This window comes from Streptomyces sp. NPDC027962 (assembly GCF_055566095.1).
Window position 1 is genome coordinate 1 of sequence record NZ_JBVHTA010000004.1, and the last position, 16,770, is coordinate 16,770.

At 71.6% G+C, this 16,770-nt stretch carries 15 protein-coding genes; 14 read left to right on the forward strand and 1 reads right to left on the reverse strand.

What is annotated here, in order from left to right:
• The 11 genes from ACZ4SA_RS04740 to ACZ4SA_RS04790 form a co-directional block, all read left to right on the forward strand.
• The coding region (locus ACZ4SA_RS04740) for an IS5 family transposase (RefSeq protein ID WP_468269846.1) at positions 1–409 on the forward strand (409 nt) is incomplete at its 5' end.
• A gap of 902 nt (positions 410–1,311) precedes the next feature.
• On the forward strand, positions 1,312–2,319 hold the full coding sequence (locus ACZ4SA_RS04745; protein ID WP_468269848.1) for a sensor histidine kinase: 1,008 nt from the start codon (positions 1,312–1,314) through the stop codon (positions 2,317–2,319).
• A 25-nt stretch (positions 2,320–2,344) separates the two neighbouring features.
• Entirely contained in the window at positions 2,345–3,007 is a 663-nt protein-coding gene (locus tag ACZ4SA_RS04750; RefSeq protein WP_468269850.1) for a DNA-binding response regulator, read from the forward strand.
• A 469-nt stretch (positions 3,008–3,476) separates the two neighbouring features.
• On the forward strand, positions 3,477–4,538 hold the full coding sequence (locus ACZ4SA_RS04755) for a TOMM precursor leader peptide-binding protein (RefSeq protein WP_468269852.1): 1,062 nt from the start codon (positions 3,477–3,479) through the stop codon (positions 4,536–4,538).
• Between the two features lie 21 nt (positions 4,539–4,559).
• The gene (locus ACZ4SA_RS04760; protein ID WP_468269854.1) at positions 4,560–5,405 is read left to right on the forward strand and encodes a nitroreductase family protein; all 846 of its coding nucleotides are present in this window, start codon (positions 4,560–4,562) and stop codon (positions 5,403–5,405) included.
• Entirely contained in the window at positions 5,402–6,340 is a 939-nt protein-coding gene (locus ACZ4SA_RS04765; protein WP_468269856.1) for a SagB/ThcOx family dehydrogenase, read from the forward strand. The genes ACZ4SA_RS04760 and ACZ4SA_RS04765 overlap by 4 nt, the downstream gene beginning before the upstream one ends.
• 4 nt (positions 6,341–6,344) lie before the next feature.
• Positions 6,345–7,235 carry a lysostaphin resistance A-like protein gene (locus ACZ4SA_RS04770; RefSeq protein ID WP_468269858.1) on the forward strand — a complete coding sequence of 297 codons (891 nt, stop codon included), beginning with the start codon at positions 6,345–6,347 and terminating at the stop codon, positions 7,233–7,235.
• Positions 7,183–8,655: a hypothetical protein gene (locus ACZ4SA_RS04775; RefSeq protein WP_468269860.1), complete on the forward strand. Its 1,473-nt coding sequence runs from the start codon at positions 7,183–7,185 to the stop codon at positions 8,653–8,655. The genes ACZ4SA_RS04770 and ACZ4SA_RS04775 overlap by 53 nt, the downstream gene beginning before the upstream one ends.
• Entirely contained in the window at positions 8,652–9,677 is a 1,026-nt protein-coding gene (locus tag ACZ4SA_RS04780) for an ABC transporter ATP-binding protein (protein ID WP_468269862.1), read from the forward strand. The genes ACZ4SA_RS04775 and ACZ4SA_RS04780 overlap by 4 nt, the downstream gene beginning before the upstream one ends.
• On the forward strand, positions 9,664–10,455 hold the full coding sequence (locus ACZ4SA_RS04785; protein WP_468269864.1) for an ABC transporter permease: 792 nt from the start codon (positions 9,664–9,666) through the stop codon (positions 10,453–10,455). The genes ACZ4SA_RS04780 and ACZ4SA_RS04785 overlap by 14 nt, the downstream gene beginning before the upstream one ends.
• Positions 10,452–11,939 carry a YcaO-like family protein gene (locus ACZ4SA_RS04790; protein ID WP_468269866.1) on the forward strand — a complete coding sequence of 496 codons (1,488 nt, stop codon included), beginning with the start codon at positions 10,452–10,454 and terminating at the stop codon, positions 11,937–11,939. The genes ACZ4SA_RS04785 and ACZ4SA_RS04790 overlap by 4 nt, the downstream gene beginning before the upstream one ends.
• Here ACZ4SA_RS04790 and ACZ4SA_RS04795 read toward each other — a convergent pair.
• Entirely contained in the window at positions 11,930–12,814 is an 885-nt protein-coding gene (locus ACZ4SA_RS04795) for a helix-turn-helix transcriptional regulator (RefSeq protein ID WP_468269868.1), read from the reverse strand. The genes ACZ4SA_RS04790 and ACZ4SA_RS04795 overlap by 10 nt on opposite strands.
• Positions 12,815–13,605: 791 nt before the next feature.
• Here ACZ4SA_RS04795 and ACZ4SA_RS04800 point away from each other — a divergent pair.
• From ACZ4SA_RS04800 to melC2, 3 genes are all read left to right on the forward strand, one after another.
• Positions 13,606–14,166 carry a DinB family protein gene (locus tag ACZ4SA_RS04800; protein WP_468269870.1) on the forward strand — a complete coding sequence of 187 codons (561 nt, stop codon included), beginning with the start codon at positions 13,606–13,608 and terminating at the stop codon, positions 14,164–14,166.
• Positions 14,167–15,233: 1,067 nt separating this feature from the next.
• Positions 15,234–15,632, forward strand: a complete 399-nt coding sequence (melC1, locus tag ACZ4SA_RS04805; protein ID WP_468269872.1) for an apotyrosinase chaperone MelC1 — start codon at positions 15,234–15,236, stop codon at positions 15,630–15,632.
• Positions 15,633–15,651: 19 nt separating this feature from the next.
• The gene (gene melC2 / locus ACZ4SA_RS04810) at positions 15,652–16,479 is read left to right on the forward strand and encodes a tyrosinase MelC2 (RefSeq protein WP_468269874.1); all 828 of its coding nucleotides are present in this window, start codon (positions 15,652–15,654) and stop codon (positions 16,477–16,479) included.
• The last annotated feature ends 291 nt before the right edge of the window (positions 16,480–16,770 follow it).

Below are 16,770 nucleotides of genomic sequence, written 5' to 3' on the forward strand. Positions count from 1 at the left end.
CCTCGTCCTGACACCCGGCCACTACGGTGACGGCCCCCAGCTCGAGCACGTGCTGGAGCAGATCTCCGTGCCCCGCGCCGGAGTCGGAAGGCCTCGCACCCGACCCGATCATGTCCTGGCGGACAAGGCCTACACGTCCCGCAGCAACCGCCGTTACCTGCGACGACGCGGAATCCGGCACACCATCCCCGAACGCCTCGACCAGCGCAGACACCGGCAGAACCGAGGTTCCCGAGGCGGCCGGCCCACCGGATTCGACAGCGAGCTCTACAAGAAGCGCAACACCGTCGAACGTGCCATCAACCGGTTGAAGGGCTTCCGCGCTGTCGCCACCCGCTACGAGAAACGCGCCTACATCTACCTCGGCACCGTCACCCTCGCCACCCTCGTGATCTGGCTCCGCACATGATCCGAGAAACAGCGCCTAACCCCCACACCAACACCAACACCAACACCAACCCAGCCACAGAACCGAACCCACCCGACGACCTCGCGGCCTCACTCGGGACGAAGACGACCTGGCCATACACGTCCTGCTCCGCACAGAACCACCCCATCGCTCCCCCGGCACTCCTGCTGCGCCGCTACCTGGAGTACACCGCGAGCCACCGGCAAAGGCTCACCGAGGTCCCCGGCCTCCCGGTCGACGGGCCGGCGGAATGGTTCGCCGACGCGCAGGATCCCCTGCTTCACCAGCCGGCCACACCGGGTCCGGAACTTGCCCCCGACGCCGACCGGCCGACCCGCCACCAGGACAGCGCGATCCGGCCGGCCACCCGCCACCCACGGCTTCCGGCCGGCCGACCGGCTGCAGGCTCTGCTCGACGACGAGCTCGCTTCGCCGGCCGCCGCGAATTCGGCGCTGCCGATCCAGGTGATGCGCCCCCGCTCGGGACAGCGCCGCAGCAACACGACACCGAACACGGCGCCAACCCCCAACCAGCGCGGGCACGTCACGGTCCGGCGGTCGTCCGCTCCGTTGCCCGCGCCCACGGGGGCTCGTCGGCGCCGACTCGGACAGTGACGGCGACCCGGACGGTACGGGGGGCGCACGTGCGGCCAAGAGGGCCGTCCACAGCGTGGATCCGGTCATTTCACGCCACTTTGCTGCCTTGTTTCACCAAGATTCGAGCGGAGCCCGACATAGCGGTGATCGGATGACATCCGGTCGTCGCGGAGGGACATCAGGTGCGGATCGGCTCAGGGCTCCAGCGCGCACAGTCGTTTCTCGTGCTGGCGACACTGCTGTACCGAACCAGCCATCTCCTGGTCGGTCTCACGGGTGTGGTCCGAAGCCCACAAGGCCGTCCGGTGAGCTGGCTGCTCCTGTCGACGGCCGTCGTGTGCAGTGTGCTCGTCTTTGCCCCCACGCGGTCGGGAAACTGGTTCCGCCCGCCGGCCGTCGTGGCCGACGTGCTGCTGGTGGGGTGCGTCCTGCCGTTCGCCGCGTACTTCTGGGCGGCCGCGCAGGACGCCCCGACGATCGGCTGGGTGATGCTGCTGGGCGGCTCGTCCAGCGCGCTGGCCGCCGTCGGACTGGGGCGGTGGCCCGCGGCGGGCGCCATTCTGCTGATCGCCGTGACCCACGTCGTCGGATACCGCATGACCGGCGCGGGGGCTGCCGTCACCGTCGCGCACACCAACTCCGTACTGTCCTCCGCGGCGATGGCCTGGGTGCTGTGGTGGTACGTGCGCCGGCAGGGCAGCCTGCTCGACGCGGCGACCGAGCAGGCGATGACGGCGGAGGCGGAACGAGCGCGGTACGCCGAGCGGATGGCCCATCACCGCGCCCTGCACGACACGGTGCTCGCCACGCTGACCACCATCGCCGGTGGGGGTGTCGACGCCAACTCGGACCATGTTCGGGCGCGTTGTGCGCGGGAAGCGGCGTACCTGCGCAGGCTGGTCCAGCGCGCCGAGGAGGAGGGGCCTGTGCCGGGTCTCGGTGCCGCACTGGAGAGCGCCGTGCGGGCCGCCGAGGACTTGGAGCTGAAGGTGACGGCCCAGTACCACGACCTGCCCGCTCTGCCGCCCGAGGTCGTCTCGGCGCTGGCCCACGCCGCCGGCGAGGCGCTCAACAACGTTCAGCGGCATGCCGGGACGGGCCATGCCTTCGTCACCGCCTCCGGGCACGGCGACGGCGTGACGGTGAGGATCGTCGACCAGGGGGCCGGCTTCGCCCCTGGCACGTGCGACACGGCCGGTCATCTGGGGCTGGCGCAGTCGGTGCACGCCCGGATGCGGGAGGCCGGCGGCCGGGCAGAGGTGGACAGCGCGCCCGGCGAGGGCACCGTCGTGGAGCTGCGATGGCCACGGTGAGCGGACCGGCCCCCGCGGAGCTGCGATGGCCGCGGTGATCAGGATCGCCGTCGTGGACGACGACCGGATGCTGCTGGGCGGCCTGCGCTCCTGGCTGGCGGCGGTACCCGGGATGGAGCTGGTGGCGACGGTGGCAACCGTCGACGACCTGATGGCGTTCGACGGCGCTGCGACGGGCGAGGGACCGGCGGCCGACGTCGTACTGCTCGACCTGCTGCTCAAGGACGGTTCGGAACCGGCCGCCAACATCCGCCGCCTCCGGGCCATGGGCTGCCGCGTGCTCATCATCAGCACGGTGGCGGACCGGGTCCGGATCGTCTCCGCGATCGCGGCGGGCGCGGACGGCTATCTGACCAAGGACCACGACCTGGACGTCCTCACGGAGGCCGTCACGGTGGTGGCGAGCGGCGGTACGGCGCACTCGGCGGAACTCGCGTTCGCCTGGGCACACGACACGAGCCCCGGCCGGCCCGCGTTGTCCCCCAAGGAACGTGAGGTCCTGCTCGACTACGCCTCCGGTCTCACCCTCAAGAGCACGGCACGGCGGGCGGGCATCAGTCCGCACACGGCCAAGTACTACCTCGACCGGGTCAAGTACAAGTACCAGCAGGCCGGGCGGCCCGCGTACACGAAGATCGACCTCGCCTCACGGGTCCGCGAGGACGGCCTCGGTGAGGGCGCCGGCTGAGACACCGCCGCCGGCCGCCGGCCCCCGGCGCCCGCGCAGGTGCCCGTAACCCGTAGCCCGGGCCCGGGCTACGGGTCCTTTTTCCGCGCCCACGCACACCTCCACGTCCACGTCCGCGTCCACGTGCACGTCCGCCACAGGTCATCGCCGCTTCAGGACGCCGCGGAGACGTTGTCCCGGCCCCGGACCGCTCCTTAGGTTCGGGGCGTCCATCGGTGCCGGGGTTCGCGGACCGATCCACGAACTTCCGGCATCGCCGAACCGGGAGAGGAGGTGTCCCATGCTCCGGATCATCGACAAGATCGAGGAGAAGTACTTCTCGGCGGACGCGACGGTCGCGCCGGGCGGTTGGTGCTGCCACTGCCACTGCACGGTCGCGCAGAAGCTGCTCTAGTGCCAGGCCGCCGGGTCCGGCCCGCGCCGGACCCGGCGGTTGCCCCGTATCCGCGCAGCCCACCGAGGAGAACCCGTGACAGAAACGCTCGACGGCGGCGTTCCGGCCGCGTCCATGACGCCGGCGGACGGTGCGCCGCAGCAAACCGGGGACCGGCTCGTGAGGAACCCGTACCTGACCCTGGTGCAGTGCACCGACGACGAGGTGCTGCTGCGCCACGGTGCACGTTCCCGCTATTCGCGGGTCCTGCGCGACGACGGCCGGCACCGCGTACTGGGGCCGCTGCTGCGGGAGTTCGCCGTCCCGCAGCTGCCCGACGAGGTCGTGGGGACCTTCGCGGACCGGGCGGGCAAGGAGGAACTGAGTGCGCTGGTGGGCCAGTTGACGGACGAAGGGGTGCTGGTGCCGGAGGGCTCCTCCACCTTCACCATGTACCGCAGCATCGTCGGTGGACGGCCGGTGCGCCCGCTGGCCGACACTTCGGTGGCCGTGTTGGGCCAGGGCGCAGTCGGCGCCCAGCTCACCACGCAGCTCACCGGACTCGGTGTCGGCGATGTCCCCGTCCTGCCCGCAGACTCCGCCGGTACGCAGGAAAGCGCAGGCACTGACACTTGCGTGGACGCAGGCATGGACGACGACGAGCAGCTCGCCGACCTGCTGGACGGGTCCGATCTTGTCGTCCTCGCCCTCGACGGCTTCCGCCCCTCCCTGCTGCACCGGGTCAACCGTGCGGCGGTGGCGGCGGGCCGGCCCTGGCTACCGGTGTACGCGGACGGCAGCGAGCTGATCGTCGGCCCGTTGGTCGTGCCCGGCGAATCGCCCTGCTACAACGAGCACGAGATCCAGCACGAATCCTCCCGTGCGCTGCGCAGCGAGTACCAGCTGTACAGCGAGGAGCTGGCGGGCCGCACGGCCGAGGGCATCCCTCCGCTGCTGGGGCCGTACGCGGCCATCGGAGCGTCCTGGGCAGCGATCGGCATCGCCCCGTTCCTCGTCGACGGCGCGAGCTTCCTGGTGGGCCGCGCGATCAGAGTCGACTTCGAACGGCTGGAGATCACGCAGGAGCACGTGCTGCGGCTGCCCCGCTGCCCGGTCTGCACCGAGCACCGCCCCTCGTTCCGGCACCCCTTCCTGTAGTCCCGCGAGGAGACGGCACCCATGTCATCCGTCAACACGACCTCGGTCCATACGCCGGGGCTCGACCACCTGCTGCGGCGGACGCTGGAGCAGACCCTCATCCCCTCCCCCAATGTCGTGGAACTGGCGCCGGGCAAGGCCGCCGGGTTCGTCAACCGCGTCGCACCCGCGCAGGACGACGTCGCCGAGCTGTTCCACTTCAACAGTCGGCTGTCGAGGCACCGTCCCGACCACCGGCTGACCGACGCCGAGCAGGAGGGCGTACGCCGTTGGTACTTCACCACGTGCGGACGCCACCGTGCGGAGGACTTCACCGGCCCCTCGAACGAGGTACGGCGACCTCACGGTGAACTACCCGACTCACTTGGCACGTTGTGTGCCCCGTTCGGAGCCGGCGGCCGACTGGTGACCCTGCTCTACAGCTGCGACCTCATGGTCGTCGCGGCGGACGCGCTGTGCCGCCAGCAGCCGGGCGAGGACGCCCTGTGGGTGGAACGCCGGCTGGACGGCCCGGCGGCGCTCGCCCCGGTCATGGCCGACCAGCCCGCCGCCGACGCCCTGCGCGCCAGCGAGGCCGCCGTCGTCGTCACCGGCGTGCCCTGGCGCAGCATGCTCGCCGGCGGTCCTCGCGGATACCGCCGCATGCTCATGGACGCGGGTGTCCTGACCGACGTGGTGTGCGGGCTCGCCCAGCAAGCGGGCTACGCCCCGCTGCCCGTCACGGACTTCTACGACGACGAACTCGACACCCTGCTGCACTGCGACGGCCTGGAGCGCTCGGCTCTGGCCGTGGTGGCCCTGCGCCCGGCCGCTCCCTCCGAGGAAGCGGGCCGGGCGGCGCGCCCCGACACCGGAGGTTCCGCATGACGACCGCTCCCCAGTCACCACCGGCACCGCAGACTCCCCAGGCATCTCCGGCCCCGCAGATTCCTGACACGCCGGAGCGGCCGGGCGACGAGGAACTGGCGGCGGCGCTCGGCACCCGCGCCTGTGACCTGCCCGCCGTGCGCAGCCTCCTCGACGGCGCGGCCGCGGACGCCGATGACCGGCCGCTGCGGCTGCGCGACCTGGTGCACCGCAGGCTGCGATCGGGCGTCTGCGACGACATGATCGACCCCCGGGCTCTCCAGGCGGCGCGCCCGCGTCCGGCCGAACCGCCGCTGAAGGGCCTGCCGGCCGTACCGCTGCCCGCGCCCCGCGCACTGCCGGACATCACCCTCGCCGACGCGATCGAACAGCGGCACTCCAGCACCACCTTCGCCGCCCGGCCGCTCGAGTTCGCCACCCTGGCGGCCCTGCTGGAGCAGGCCGCCGGCATCCGTGGTCATCGGCCCGGCTACAACGTGCGCGATTTTCCGGTGCGCCGGGCTCCGTCAGCGGGTGGTCTCGCCCCTGTCGATCTGTACGTCGTGGCGAACGCGGTCGACGGGCTGGCGCAAGGTCTGTACTGCTACCGCCCGTCCGCACCGGAACTCGTGCACGTCGACACGGGCAACATGCGAGGCAAGGTAGCCGAGGCCGGCATCGCGGCCGACTGGCTGTTCCACGCGCCCGCTGTGCTGTTCCTGTCGGTCGACATGTCCCGCGTGGAGTGGAAGTACGGCGTCCGGTCCTACCGCTTCGTCCACGTCGACCTGGGGGTGCTCACCCAGAACCTCTATCTGGTCGCCACAGCTCTCGGGCTGAACACCTGTGCGGTGGCGGCATTCGACGACGACGCGGCCAACGATCTGCTGCGGCTGGACGGCCGGGACGCGTTCGTCTCACTGATGTTCGCCTGCGGCCTGCCCGGCGGGCGGTGACCGAATGGGTCGGCTGCTGCTGGTCGTCACTGTCCTCCCCGCGTTCGCGCTGCTGCTCGGCGCCGTGATCGCGGTCGGCATGCGGTACGGGAGGTCCATGACCGGCGGCCGTGCGGCGCGCAGGACGGTCGAGCGGCTCGCGCCCGTGCTGTACGCCGGGGTCGTGGCGGCGGCAGCGCTCATCGCGGCGGCGCTCACCGGGTTCGATCCGCGAGCGTTGGGCCTGTGGGCCCGGGAGCCACTCGGGACGGGCGGCGGTCTCTTGCTCGGCGCGGCGGTGGTCGGAGGGGCCGTGGCGGGCGCTGTCGGCTACATCGGCGAACTGATGTTGTCCCAGCGGGTGTTGACCCGCCGATTCGCCGGACCGCCGGGCGCGGGGGACCCGGCGGTCCGGCCCGGGGGCGGCCCCGCCGCCCACACGGACACGCCGCCGGCAACAGCGGCCGGCCGAGCCGCGCCGCGGCCTGCGCGCGGCGAGGCCGCCGGAATGCGGGCGGCGGGGGCGTGGGCGAGCAGCCCGCGGGGCCTCCTTGCGCTCGGGCTGGTGACTGCCGTCGCGGAGGAGGTGCTGTTCCGCGGCTACCTGCTCACGGGGCTCCGGGAGGCGGTGCCACTCGGGGCAGCGCTCGTGCTCCAGGCCCTGTTGTTCGGGGTGCACCACGCGTCGTTCGGGCTGTCGGCCGTACCGGCCAAGGCGGTGCACGGTCTGGTGTGGGGCGCGTTGACGGTTGCTGCCGGGACGCTGCTGCCGGCCCTGACCGCCCATCTGGTGTTCCAGTTCCTGGCCTGCCGGCGCATGACGCGCCGCAAGGGCGTCGACACCCCGGAAGGAGGGATGCTCGATGACGGTGCACACGGCACCGCTGCTGTGCGACGGCCGCCGCTGGTCGGCTGACGGCTGGGTCCTGGTGTCCGACGGGCGGGTGGCCGACTGGGGTGTGGGCACCCCACCGCCGGCGGGGCACCCCGTGCGGCGGCACGGCGTGCTGCTGCCGGGCCCGGTCGACGCCTGCGCCCGGGTGACCGGCTACTTCAACCGCATGATCGACGGCGACGCCCTGGCACCCCACCGGGTCTGCATGGAGATGTCTGCCGAGGCCGGCGTCGGCGTGGTCCTCGCCGTGGGCGGTCACACCGAGCCCTGCGCCGCTCTGGCCGAACTCGACGCAGGGGGCGGCCCGTTGCTGCTCTGGACAGGGCCGGTTCTCGACGGCCCGCCCGTCGCGGCGACGGCGACGCGACTCGTGCGTGGGGCGGCGGCCGCCCGGCGCGCCGTCGAGGCGCTCGCGGCGGACGGGGCGTACACGATCGCCACCGGCCCCTCGCTGGACGCCGGTCTCCTCGCCGTGGTGGTCTCAGCGGCGCGGGCGCATGGGATGGGGGTGACGCACCAGCCGGGGCTCGCCGGCGCCGCCGAAGCGGCGAAGGCGGGGGTGAAGGTGGTGCGCGATCTGCCCCGCTGTCTGCTCGGACCGTCCGGGCAGGGCCGAGGCAGCGGGCGGGGGCCGGGCGCCGTGGTGCGCGCGTTCGCCGATCCGGCGGTGCGGCGCGCGGCGGGCGAGCAGCTGAGGGTGCTGGCCGGCCACGGCGTGGCGCTCGTGCCGCTGCTGCACTCCTGGCGCAGGTCGGCCCTGCTCGACGAAGCGGTGGCCGAGCCCCGGCTGGACCGGCTGGTGCCGATTGCGCCGTTCCACCAGTACCTGCTGGACATGCGCGGGCCCGGCATGGTGTTCGGACGCAAGTATGCCCGCGAACACTTCGGCTTCGAGCACCTCAAGGGCGCGGCGCGCAAGGAGTTCGACGCCGGCTGGGCGTTCCTGCTGGAGGCGCTGGCGACCGCGCACGCGAGCGGGGTGACGCTGCTGCCGGGCAGCGACGCGCTGGGCGTGGCTCTGGTCCCCGGGTACGGGCTGTACGACGAACTGTCCTGGTGGGAGCGGGCGGGGCTGCCGCGCCAAGCCGTGCTGACGGCGGCGACAGGCGGCGCTGTCGACGCGCTCGCCGACCGGTCGGAGGCGGCGGGCCCCTGGGCCACCGGCGTCCTGGCACTGAGGGGCGAACTGGAGGCGCTGCCCGCGCTCGCGGCACTGCCGGCGGCGGCGCAGACGCTCGCCGGTCCGTGGCCGGCCGACGCCCTGCCCGGCCCGCAGGACACCGGACCGAGGGAATCCGGTCCACACGTCAACGGACCACATGGAAGCGGCCGACGGGACACCGGCCCGCCGCCGCACAACGGCCCACCGGAGACCGCGGGCCCATCGCACGGCGGCGCCCCGCCCCCAGGTCCCCGCGACCCACAGGAGACACACCCATGACGACGAACGAGACGTCCCGCCGACCGGACCCGTCCGACCCGCCGGACCCTTCGCCGCCGTCCGGCGGCCGCGTGCTGCTCGACGCGGCAGGCGTGTACAAGAGCTACGGCGGCAATGCGGTGCTCAAGGGGGTCTCCGTCCGCGTCCACCAAGGCGAGATCGTGGGGCTCGTGGGCCCCAACGGCGCCGGCAAGACCACGTTCCTGGAGTGCGTGGAGGGAATCCGCCGGCCGGACAGCGGCACGGTCACCGTCGCCGGGCTGACGCGCGAGGCGGGCCCCGCTGCCTACCACCTCGCGTTCGGCGCGCAGTTGCAGGAGTCCAGCCTCGCCGAGCGGCTGCGCGTCGGTGAGGCGCTGGACCTGTTCGCCGGGTTCTACGACGAGCCGTGGGACCCCGCGGATCTGCTGGAGCGGATCGGGCTGACCGCGCACAGCAGGGTGTTCTACCGGCGGCTCTCCGGCGGGCAGAAGCGCCGGCTCACCCTCGCCCTGGCGCTGCTGGGCCGACCACCGGTCCTGCTCCTGGACGAGCCGACGACGGGCCTGGACCCACATGCCCGTCTGGAGATGTGGGGTGTGCTGGAGCAGCTCACCGGCTCCCGGACAGCCGTCCTCCTGGCCACGCACGATCTGCACGAGGCGCAGAGCCGCTGCCATCGTGTGTACGTGCTCGACGGGGGCCGTATCGCGGCCGAGGGCCCGGTCGGCGAGTTGCTCGGCGCCGCAGGGCTCACCACCCGCGTCCGACTGCCCGACCGGCCCTGGACGGAGGAGGTGCTGCGCCGGGTGCCGGGCTGGGCCGCCTCCCGGGTGGTGGCCGGCACCCACTACGCGTACGGCGGGGACGGCTTCGCCGAGAAGGCGGTCGCCGTACTGCGCGCGTGCCTGGAAGGCGAGTCCCGGCCGGGCGACCCCGCCCGGGACGACGTACGCCCGGTCCTCGCCGCGCTCTCCACCGGCCCCACAGACCTCGAGGACCTCTATCTGACCCGGACGGGGACGCCCTATGAGCGTGACTGAGACCCCGGCACCGGTCGTCCCCCTGGCGCGCCGTGCGCCGCGCGGGCTGCGACGGCTGTGCCGTATCGAGATACTGCTGTTCCTGAGGGAACCCGCCGCCGTGTTCTTCACCCTTGTCTTCCCGATGGCGATGCTGCTGTTCCTCGGCGTCGCATACGGCACGGAGAGCAGCGACGGGGTGCGCTACATCGACGAGTACGTGGCGCACATCGTGGTCACCATCGCGGTGAACCTGGGGGTGCTCGGCGTCGCCATCAACATCGCCGAGTGCCGGGCCAGCGGGATCCTGCGCCGCTACCGGCTGGCACCGGTACCGATGTGGTGGTTCTGGCTGTCGCAGGTGGTGGTGGGGCTGCTGATGTTCACACTGGCCACCGGGGTGCTGCTGGCGGTGGTCGCGGCCGCCTACGGGGTGCTGCTGGCCTCGCCCGCGCAGTTCGCGCTCGCGGTGCTGGTCGGTCTCGCGTTCACGTTCGCCGCCGGGGTACTGCTCGGCAGCCTCGATCTGCCCGCGCGGAGCGTGCAGATCATCGGGACCGGGCTGTTCTTCGTGCTGTTCCTCGGGTCGGGCGCGGCGGTCCCGCGCGACTCGTTCCCCGGCTGGCTCCAGGCGATCACCGCCGTCAACCCCATGACGCCGGTCATCGACGCGGCCGTCGACGCCTATCTGGGCCGGCCGATGGCCGCCGAACTACCGAAGCTGGCGCTGGTGCTGGTCGCGGCCGGGGTCATCGTCTGGATCGCCCGTCGCAAGTCCACCTGGGAGGGAACCCGATGAGCACACCGCCCCATACAGGCGCCCGCACGCCGGCGCTGCGCAGCGAATGGCTCAACCACCGGGACCGGCTGCTCAAACCGTCCCTGAACGACGTGGAGTTCGGCGCGATCAACGAGGTCCTCGACCATTACCACCCGCACGGTCCGTTGCGTACCTTCACGACGTACTTCCGTTCCGGGCTGGGCAAGCCGATGTACGTGGCGCACGGGCAGTACTTCGACCTCGACCACGTGATGTCCAGGCTGCTGGGTCTGCCCGGCCTCAGCACCGGGTTCGGCGGCCAGGTGTACGGCGGGGGCAAGGGCCACGACCTGTTCGGCACGACGGCGTCGTCGGTGGGCGAGGCGGTGGAGCGGGTGCTCGGCTCGCTGGCGTACCTGACGTACATGGACCGGATCCTGACCGGTTCGTACCGGACGCTCACAGGCAAGGGTGTGCCGTGCCTGCATCCGGAGGAGTTCCCGGTCTTCGCCCCGGAGCAGTTGGCCATCGACCCGCTGTACGAGGCGTGGACGGAGGACACCGAGCTGGGCTGGATCGCCGGGAGGCGGCTGCGCTCGGGTGAAGAGGTGTACGTCCCGGCGCAGTTGGTGATGCTCTTCTACCTGCACGGGCCGGACGAGCCGATGATCGGTCTCGCCCCGAGCGGCGGGCTGGCAAGCCACATCAGCCGACGCGACGCGCTGTGGCACGGCGTGCTGGAGCTGTTCGAGCGCGACGCGGTGAATCTGCGGTGGTACGGAGGCGTCCCGCTCGACCGGGTCGTGATCGACCGGCCGCTGAAGAACCGGGCCCTGCGGCGCCTGCTGGGGACGGCAGGCGAGCAGCCCGGCGAGATCGGCTTCTACCTGCACAATCTCGACCTGCACGACTATCCCGTGCTCACGGCGGTGGAACGGGACGGCTGGCTGCGCCGCTACAGCTACTTCGCGGGCGGCGGTGTCAGCGACGACACGGAGGAGGCGATGCTGTCGGCACTGACCGAGTACTCCCAGGCCGAACGGAGTCTGCGTATCTCGCTGGCCACTCCGGACTGGGAGTTCACCGAGGCGTTCGGCCGTCAGTTCGCCATCGGCAAGGACGCGCAGGCCGCGGACTTCACCAACTACATCCAGGTCATTCCGTTCTACGGTTTCGAGGAGAACAGGGACCGGGTCTCATGGTTCTACGACGGCGGCGAGGAGATCCCGTTGTCCGAGCTGCCCCGGCGCCGGGCCGGCGAGGCGCCCGAGAGGCGCTGGGACGCACTGATGGGGCTGCTCGAGGAGCGGGGCTGGGACCCGATCGCGTTCGACTTCTCCCTGCCGCAGTTCCGGCATACCAGCCTGATGAAGGTGGTGATGCCGGAACTGAGCCCGCCGTACCCGCCGCAGGCCCCGGGGCTCGGCAACCCACGGTACGGCCGGGTCCCCTTCGAAGCGGGTCGGCGGGAGCGGCCGCTGGCGTTCGGGGATCTGAACACGAACCCCCTGCCCTATCCCTGAACCGGCACCGGCACCGCAGTGCCGGGCGGCGGCAGCGCGACTCGTGTCGGGGCGGGGCCGCCGGCAGCCGGGTCCGGCGTCGCGGGGGTGGTGGCCCGACGGCCGAGGATCAGTCCGAGCTGGAGCCGGGAGGTGGCGCCGAAGCGTTCGGAGACGGCGGCGACATGGCGGCGCACGGTTCGCGGGGTGACGCCGACCCGGCGGGCGACGCTCTCGTCCGTCAGCCCCTGCGCGAGGCCATCGATGACGGCGGCCTCGGTCCCGGTCAGCGCACCCCGGGGGACGAGGAACCCCGGTGCGCACGGCCGGGCCCTGGGCCACCAGTGCTCCAGAAACAGGCGGGCCACGTCCTGGGCGGTCCCGGGTGCGCGAGTCGTGTGCACCACGGCGGGGCCGCGGCCCAGGTCCAGCGCGACCGCGAGGCGCTCCCGGTCGGCGACGGCGATGTGCAGGGGCAGCAGGGCGACGGTGCGCACGAGGGCGCCGCGGCCGGTCGCGGCAGCGAGCCGCGCGGCGGCGCCCGGACTCTCCACCGCGGGTAGGTCGACGATCAGGCGGTGGTGGGCAGGCGTACCCGTGAGGCAGCCCGCCGGCAGGGTGGGGCGCGCCTCCAGCAGCTCGAAGCGCGCTCCGGCGCGCACCGCGGTGAACACGTCGTCACCTCCGGCCTCAGATGCGCTGTGGGTTTCTTGCCGCCGGTCACAACAGGGCGGCACCATCGCGGAGAGCGCATCGGTGAGCCCGTCCAGACTGTCCAGGGCGGTACGCAACCGGCCCAGCAGTTGCTGCGACTGCCCGGGAAGGTGCTCATGGTGGTGGTGGTCGTTGTGGGCATCGACGTGGCACGAACGGCAGTTCTCCGGACCGCTGTTCATGGGCTTCCCCCTCGTAAGGTTCTTCCGGCGCGGAGCGGTCGGCCTCGGTCGGGGGCCACCTCTGCATCTTGTTCGCCGGATCTGTGTCGATTCGGAACCTGTGGTCAGCTATACGCCAATTCGCTCGGATGAGCGGACATGCGCGAGTATTCGCCAGCCCCGGGATGAGGGTCAAGGACAAGGCGGACGGCCGGGGCCCGCCTGTTCAGGGGGGTTTACACGCCGCGCCCGGTCGGAGGGGCGACCCGTGGACGGCTCCTGGATCGCGGCCGGTGCAGATGCTGTCGCCCCTCAGCCTCGTGCCTCCACCTCGCGCCAGAAGGCGTCGACACGGGCGTCGCAATCGTCCGGGACATCCTGGAAGGACCGGTTCGAGCTCCGCGGGGTCACCGCCCAGCACGACCACATGTTCACGGACTGTCAGCAGCGACGAGCCGGTGAACGGGCGGAAGTTCACCGGCCCGTAGCCGTCCAGCCGCTCACCTGGGGCCAGGAAGGGGCGTGTCGGCTCGTGGCCGATCGACGGATTGCAGTGCGCGCCTCGGCATGACGACGCTGGTCGGTCGCGGACATGCTTCCCCCTGCGCTGTAGTCGAGCGACTCCTCCACCACGAGCCACCACTGACAAACCACCGCGCCCGCCGCACCGGGAGGCCGCACCCGTACCTGGGCCGCAGGTCCTGGACGACACGAGGACGGGCGAGCCGGAGCTTGGTACGGGCGCCCGGCGCCTGCAGGCACGCATGAAATCGCGCTTGCATGTCTGACCACTGCTCAGCATCGTGAACACAATGAGCGACGTACCCGAGCGATGGACCCAGGCCAGCGTCTACCCCGACATGTGGGCGGACCCCGACGAGGACCCCCGCAACCGTGACGGAGTCAGCGCGGACGGCGAGTTGGCGACGCTGCAGGACTTCCTGAGCGACTATCGACTGACCCTGCAGATGAAGTGCGAGGGGTTGGATCCGGAGAAACTGGCGCGCCGGTCGGTGCCGCCGTCGACCATGTCCTTGCTGGGTCTGGTCCGCCATCTCGCCGAGGTGGAGCGGGACTGGCGCGATTGGATTCTGCCAGGAGGTCCGACACCGAAGCTGTACGGACCGGGTGATGCCGACTTCGAGGGAGCAGTTGCTGAGCAGGCGCTCGTCGACGGAGCATTCGCCGATCTTGCTCGCGAACAGGCCGCCACCGATAAATTGCTGGCCGAGTACCCGGATCTGGGCACACGGGTGGGTCAGGACGGTACCGCTGTCCGGGAGCTGTGGGTCCACCGGATCGAGGAATACGCCCGGCACTGCGGGCACGCCGATCTGCTGCGCGAATGCATCGACGGCCGCGTAGGGCAGTAGGACGCTCGCCCCTCTGGGAGAGCATCCCGGGCCGACGTCACGTCGTACGAGTGCCGCCGCTTGACGATGGGATGCTCGTCCACAGCGGACGAGGAAGGGACGGGAGCACCCAACTCCTCTCCGTGATCAACATATAGTGCGCCGGGGGGCTTGCGGCAAGCCCCGGGGCGTGCGCGCAGAATCGCCGACCGAGGCCAGAGCCTGCAGGCCAGAGCCCGCCGAAATAAGGAGTCGCGGGATGTCACAACCACGATGCGAGTCTCGACGCTAGCGCATCGCCCACCAGGCCAAGCCGTGTTCGGGGCAACGGGCAGCAGCTCAACGGCTTTCTCCAGGCGCGACCCCAGACGCAGCGAGCCTGGGTCCACCTGGTCGGGCGGCCGGGCGACGACCGACGAGTGGACGGGACCGGCCCGGGCCGACCGTGTACCGGCTGGAGGCCGGTCATACGCTCCGGACTTTCGGCGACCGATGGGCACAGCAGCAACCGGTCTGGCGCGCCGCCCCATGCGGAGCGCCACCGTGCATGCTTCGGGCAGTGCCCGCTTGTGGGCCAGGGCCGCTCAGAAGGCGCCGTTCCCGTAAACGCCGCGGCTGCCGACCCCGCGACACGAGGGCGGCGTGAGTACCGACATCGGCTCGCGTGACGGGCAATGCCCCGAAGGGGTGGCCCCCTCCTGGCAGGCCGCCCCGGAAGCTCGGTCCACCTCGCTTCCGGCCGCGGGGCCTTGGAGCTCGCTCGAATCGTCTTCACGAGCGCCGGGCGCATGCATATGTTCCAGTCATATTGAGAACGTGAGGATGGACACAACTTGCGACCTCTTGCCGCAAATTCTTCACATCTTGACCACGTCGGCGGCGGAATATTCGCCGCACGGATGAGGTGAAGGTGGCGCCAAAGCAAGATCAACTCCATTCAAGTTTGTACCACACATACTGAGTTGTCCATTTGGCGACCAACCCCGTACCGCCGGTTTCGGCTCACTGGCCGGGCCCAGGTAGGCATGGCGACTGCGGTGCCGATCGCACCGCAGTCCCGAAGCAGCTTGCACCTGGGGAGACCCTCCATGTCCCGATTCACCCGCCGCCAGGCCCTCAGCGCCGTCGGCGCCGTCGGCGGCCTCGCCGTCATCAGCGCCACGCCCGCCATCGGCAGCGCACGTGACCGAGCACCGCACACACCGGCCACGCCGCATACGCACGACGCATCAGGTGCCTTCGACGAGGTCTACCTGGGCCGGCGCATCCAGGGCGCGCCCAGCCACGGCGGCGGCCACCACGACCACCACAGCGGCGGCTGGACCGTGCACATCGACGGCGAGGAACTACACCTCATGCGCAACACCGACGGCACCTGGATCAGCGTCGTCACCCACTACGAGCCGCTCCCCACACCGCGCGCCGCGGCCCGCGCCGCTGTCCGGGAACTCCAGGGCGCGGCCCTCGTCCCTCTCAACCTCTCCTGAGCCCGGAGCACCAGCCACCATGACCGTACGCAAAAACCAGGCAGAGCTGACCAGCACCGAGAAGCGCGCCTTCGTCGACGCACTCCTCGCACTCAAGCGCAGCGGCCGGTACGACTCGTTCGTCACCACCCACAACGCCTTCATCATGGGCGACACCGACAGCGGCGACCGGGTCGGCCACCGGTCCCCGTCCTTCCTGCCCTGGCACAGACGTTTCCTCATCGAATTCGAGCATGCCCTGCAGTCCATCGACCCGTCCGTCGCCCTCCCGTACTGGGACTGGACCGCCGACCGCACCCCCGCCGCCTCGCTCTGGGCGGCGGACTTCCTCGGTGGCAGCGGCCGCAGCAGGGACGGACAGGTGATGGACGGGCCGTTCGCCGCCGCCACGGGCGGCTGGGGCATCTCCATACGGGTCGACAGACGCGACTACCTGCGCCGGGCGCTCGGCGCAGGCGGCCGCCAACTCCCCACACGCGCCGAGGTCGACACCGTCCTCGCGATGAGCACCTACGACATGCCGCCTTGGAACAGCGCGTCCGACGGCTTCCGTAACCACCTCGAAGGCTGGCGTGGAGTGAATCTGCACAATCGCGTGCACGTCTGGGTCGGCGGCCAGATGGCCACCGGAGTCTCACCGAACGACCCGGTGTTCTGGCTGCACCACGCCTTCATCGACAAGCTCTGGACCGAGTGGCAGGCCCTGCACCCCGACTCCCCGTACCTCCCCGAGTCAGGCACCGCGCACGTCGTCGACCTCCACGACACCATGCGCCCCTGGAACGATGTGACCCCGGCCGACATGCTCGACCACACCCGGCACTACACCTACGACCGAGCCGCGTAACTCAGCCCAGGACCGGGCCAGATCGGCGCGGTGCGGCTGCCCGCCGCCCCCGGCCACCTCCCGGGGCTGGCCCGCGGCGGCGGGCGGTCGGCGAGGGCAGGAGCTGGTTGCCGCTGCGCTGCCGGTAGCCGGCCGGGGCGCGGTCGGCACGCATCCCGTGGCCGTGGGAGGGGGGCGGGCATGGAGTGGCCGTCGGCGCATACGTGGCGGAAGGTCTTGGGGTGGCGCCGGGCGAGGTCGCTGGTGGCCGCGTACGGCTCCAGCGAGGCGAAGCTGCGCCGGGTGCCGGTG

Bases quoted from the DNA above. Each gene is read 5' to 3' on its own strand.
- ACZ4SA_RS04780 (WP_468269862.1), top strand. From the start codon at position 8,652: ATGACGACGAACGAGACGTCCCGCCGACCGGACCCGTCCGACCCGCCG.
- ACZ4SA_RS04765 (WP_468269856.1), top strand. From the start codon at position 5,402: ATGACGACCGCTCCCCAGTCACCACCGGCACCGCAGACTCCCCAGGCA.
- ACZ4SA_RS04785 (WP_468269864.1), top strand. From the start codon at position 9,664: ATGAGCGTGACTGAGACCCCGGCACCGGTCGTCCCCCTGGCGCGCCGT.
- ACZ4SA_RS04800 (WP_468269870.1), top strand. From the start codon at position 13,606: ATGAGCGACGTACCCGAGCGATGGACCCAGGCCAGCGTCTACCCCGAC.
- ACZ4SA_RS04775 (WP_468269860.1), top strand. From the start codon at position 7,183: ATGACGGTGCACACGGCACCGCTGCTGTGCGACGGCCGCCGCTGGTCG.
- ACZ4SA_RS04760 (WP_468269854.1), top strand. From the start codon at position 4,560: ATGTCATCCGTCAACACGACCTCGGTCCATACGCCGGGGCTCGACCAC.
- melC2 (WP_468269874.1), top strand. From the start codon at position 15,652: ATGACCGTACGCAAAAACCAGGCAGAGCTGACCAGCACCGAGAAGCGC.
- ACZ4SA_RS04790 (WP_468269866.1), top strand. From the start codon at position 10,452: ATGAGCACACCGCCCCATACAGGCGCCCGCACGCCGGCGCTGCGCAGC.
- ACZ4SA_RS04750 (WP_468269850.1), top strand. From the start codon at position 2,345: ATGGCCGCGGTGATCAGGATCGCCGTCGTGGACGACGACCGGATGCTG.
- ACZ4SA_RS04770 (WP_468269858.1), top strand. From the start codon at position 6,345: ATGGGTCGGCTGCTGCTGGTCGTCACTGTCCTCCCCGCGTTCGCGCTG.
- ACZ4SA_RS04795 (WP_468269868.1), bottom strand. From the start codon at position 12,814: ATGAACAGCGGTCCGGAGAACTGCCGTTCGTGCCACGTCGATGCCCAC.
- melC1 (WP_468269872.1), top strand. From the start codon at position 15,234: ATGTCCCGATTCACCCGCCGCCAGGCCCTCAGCGCCGTCGGCGCCGTC.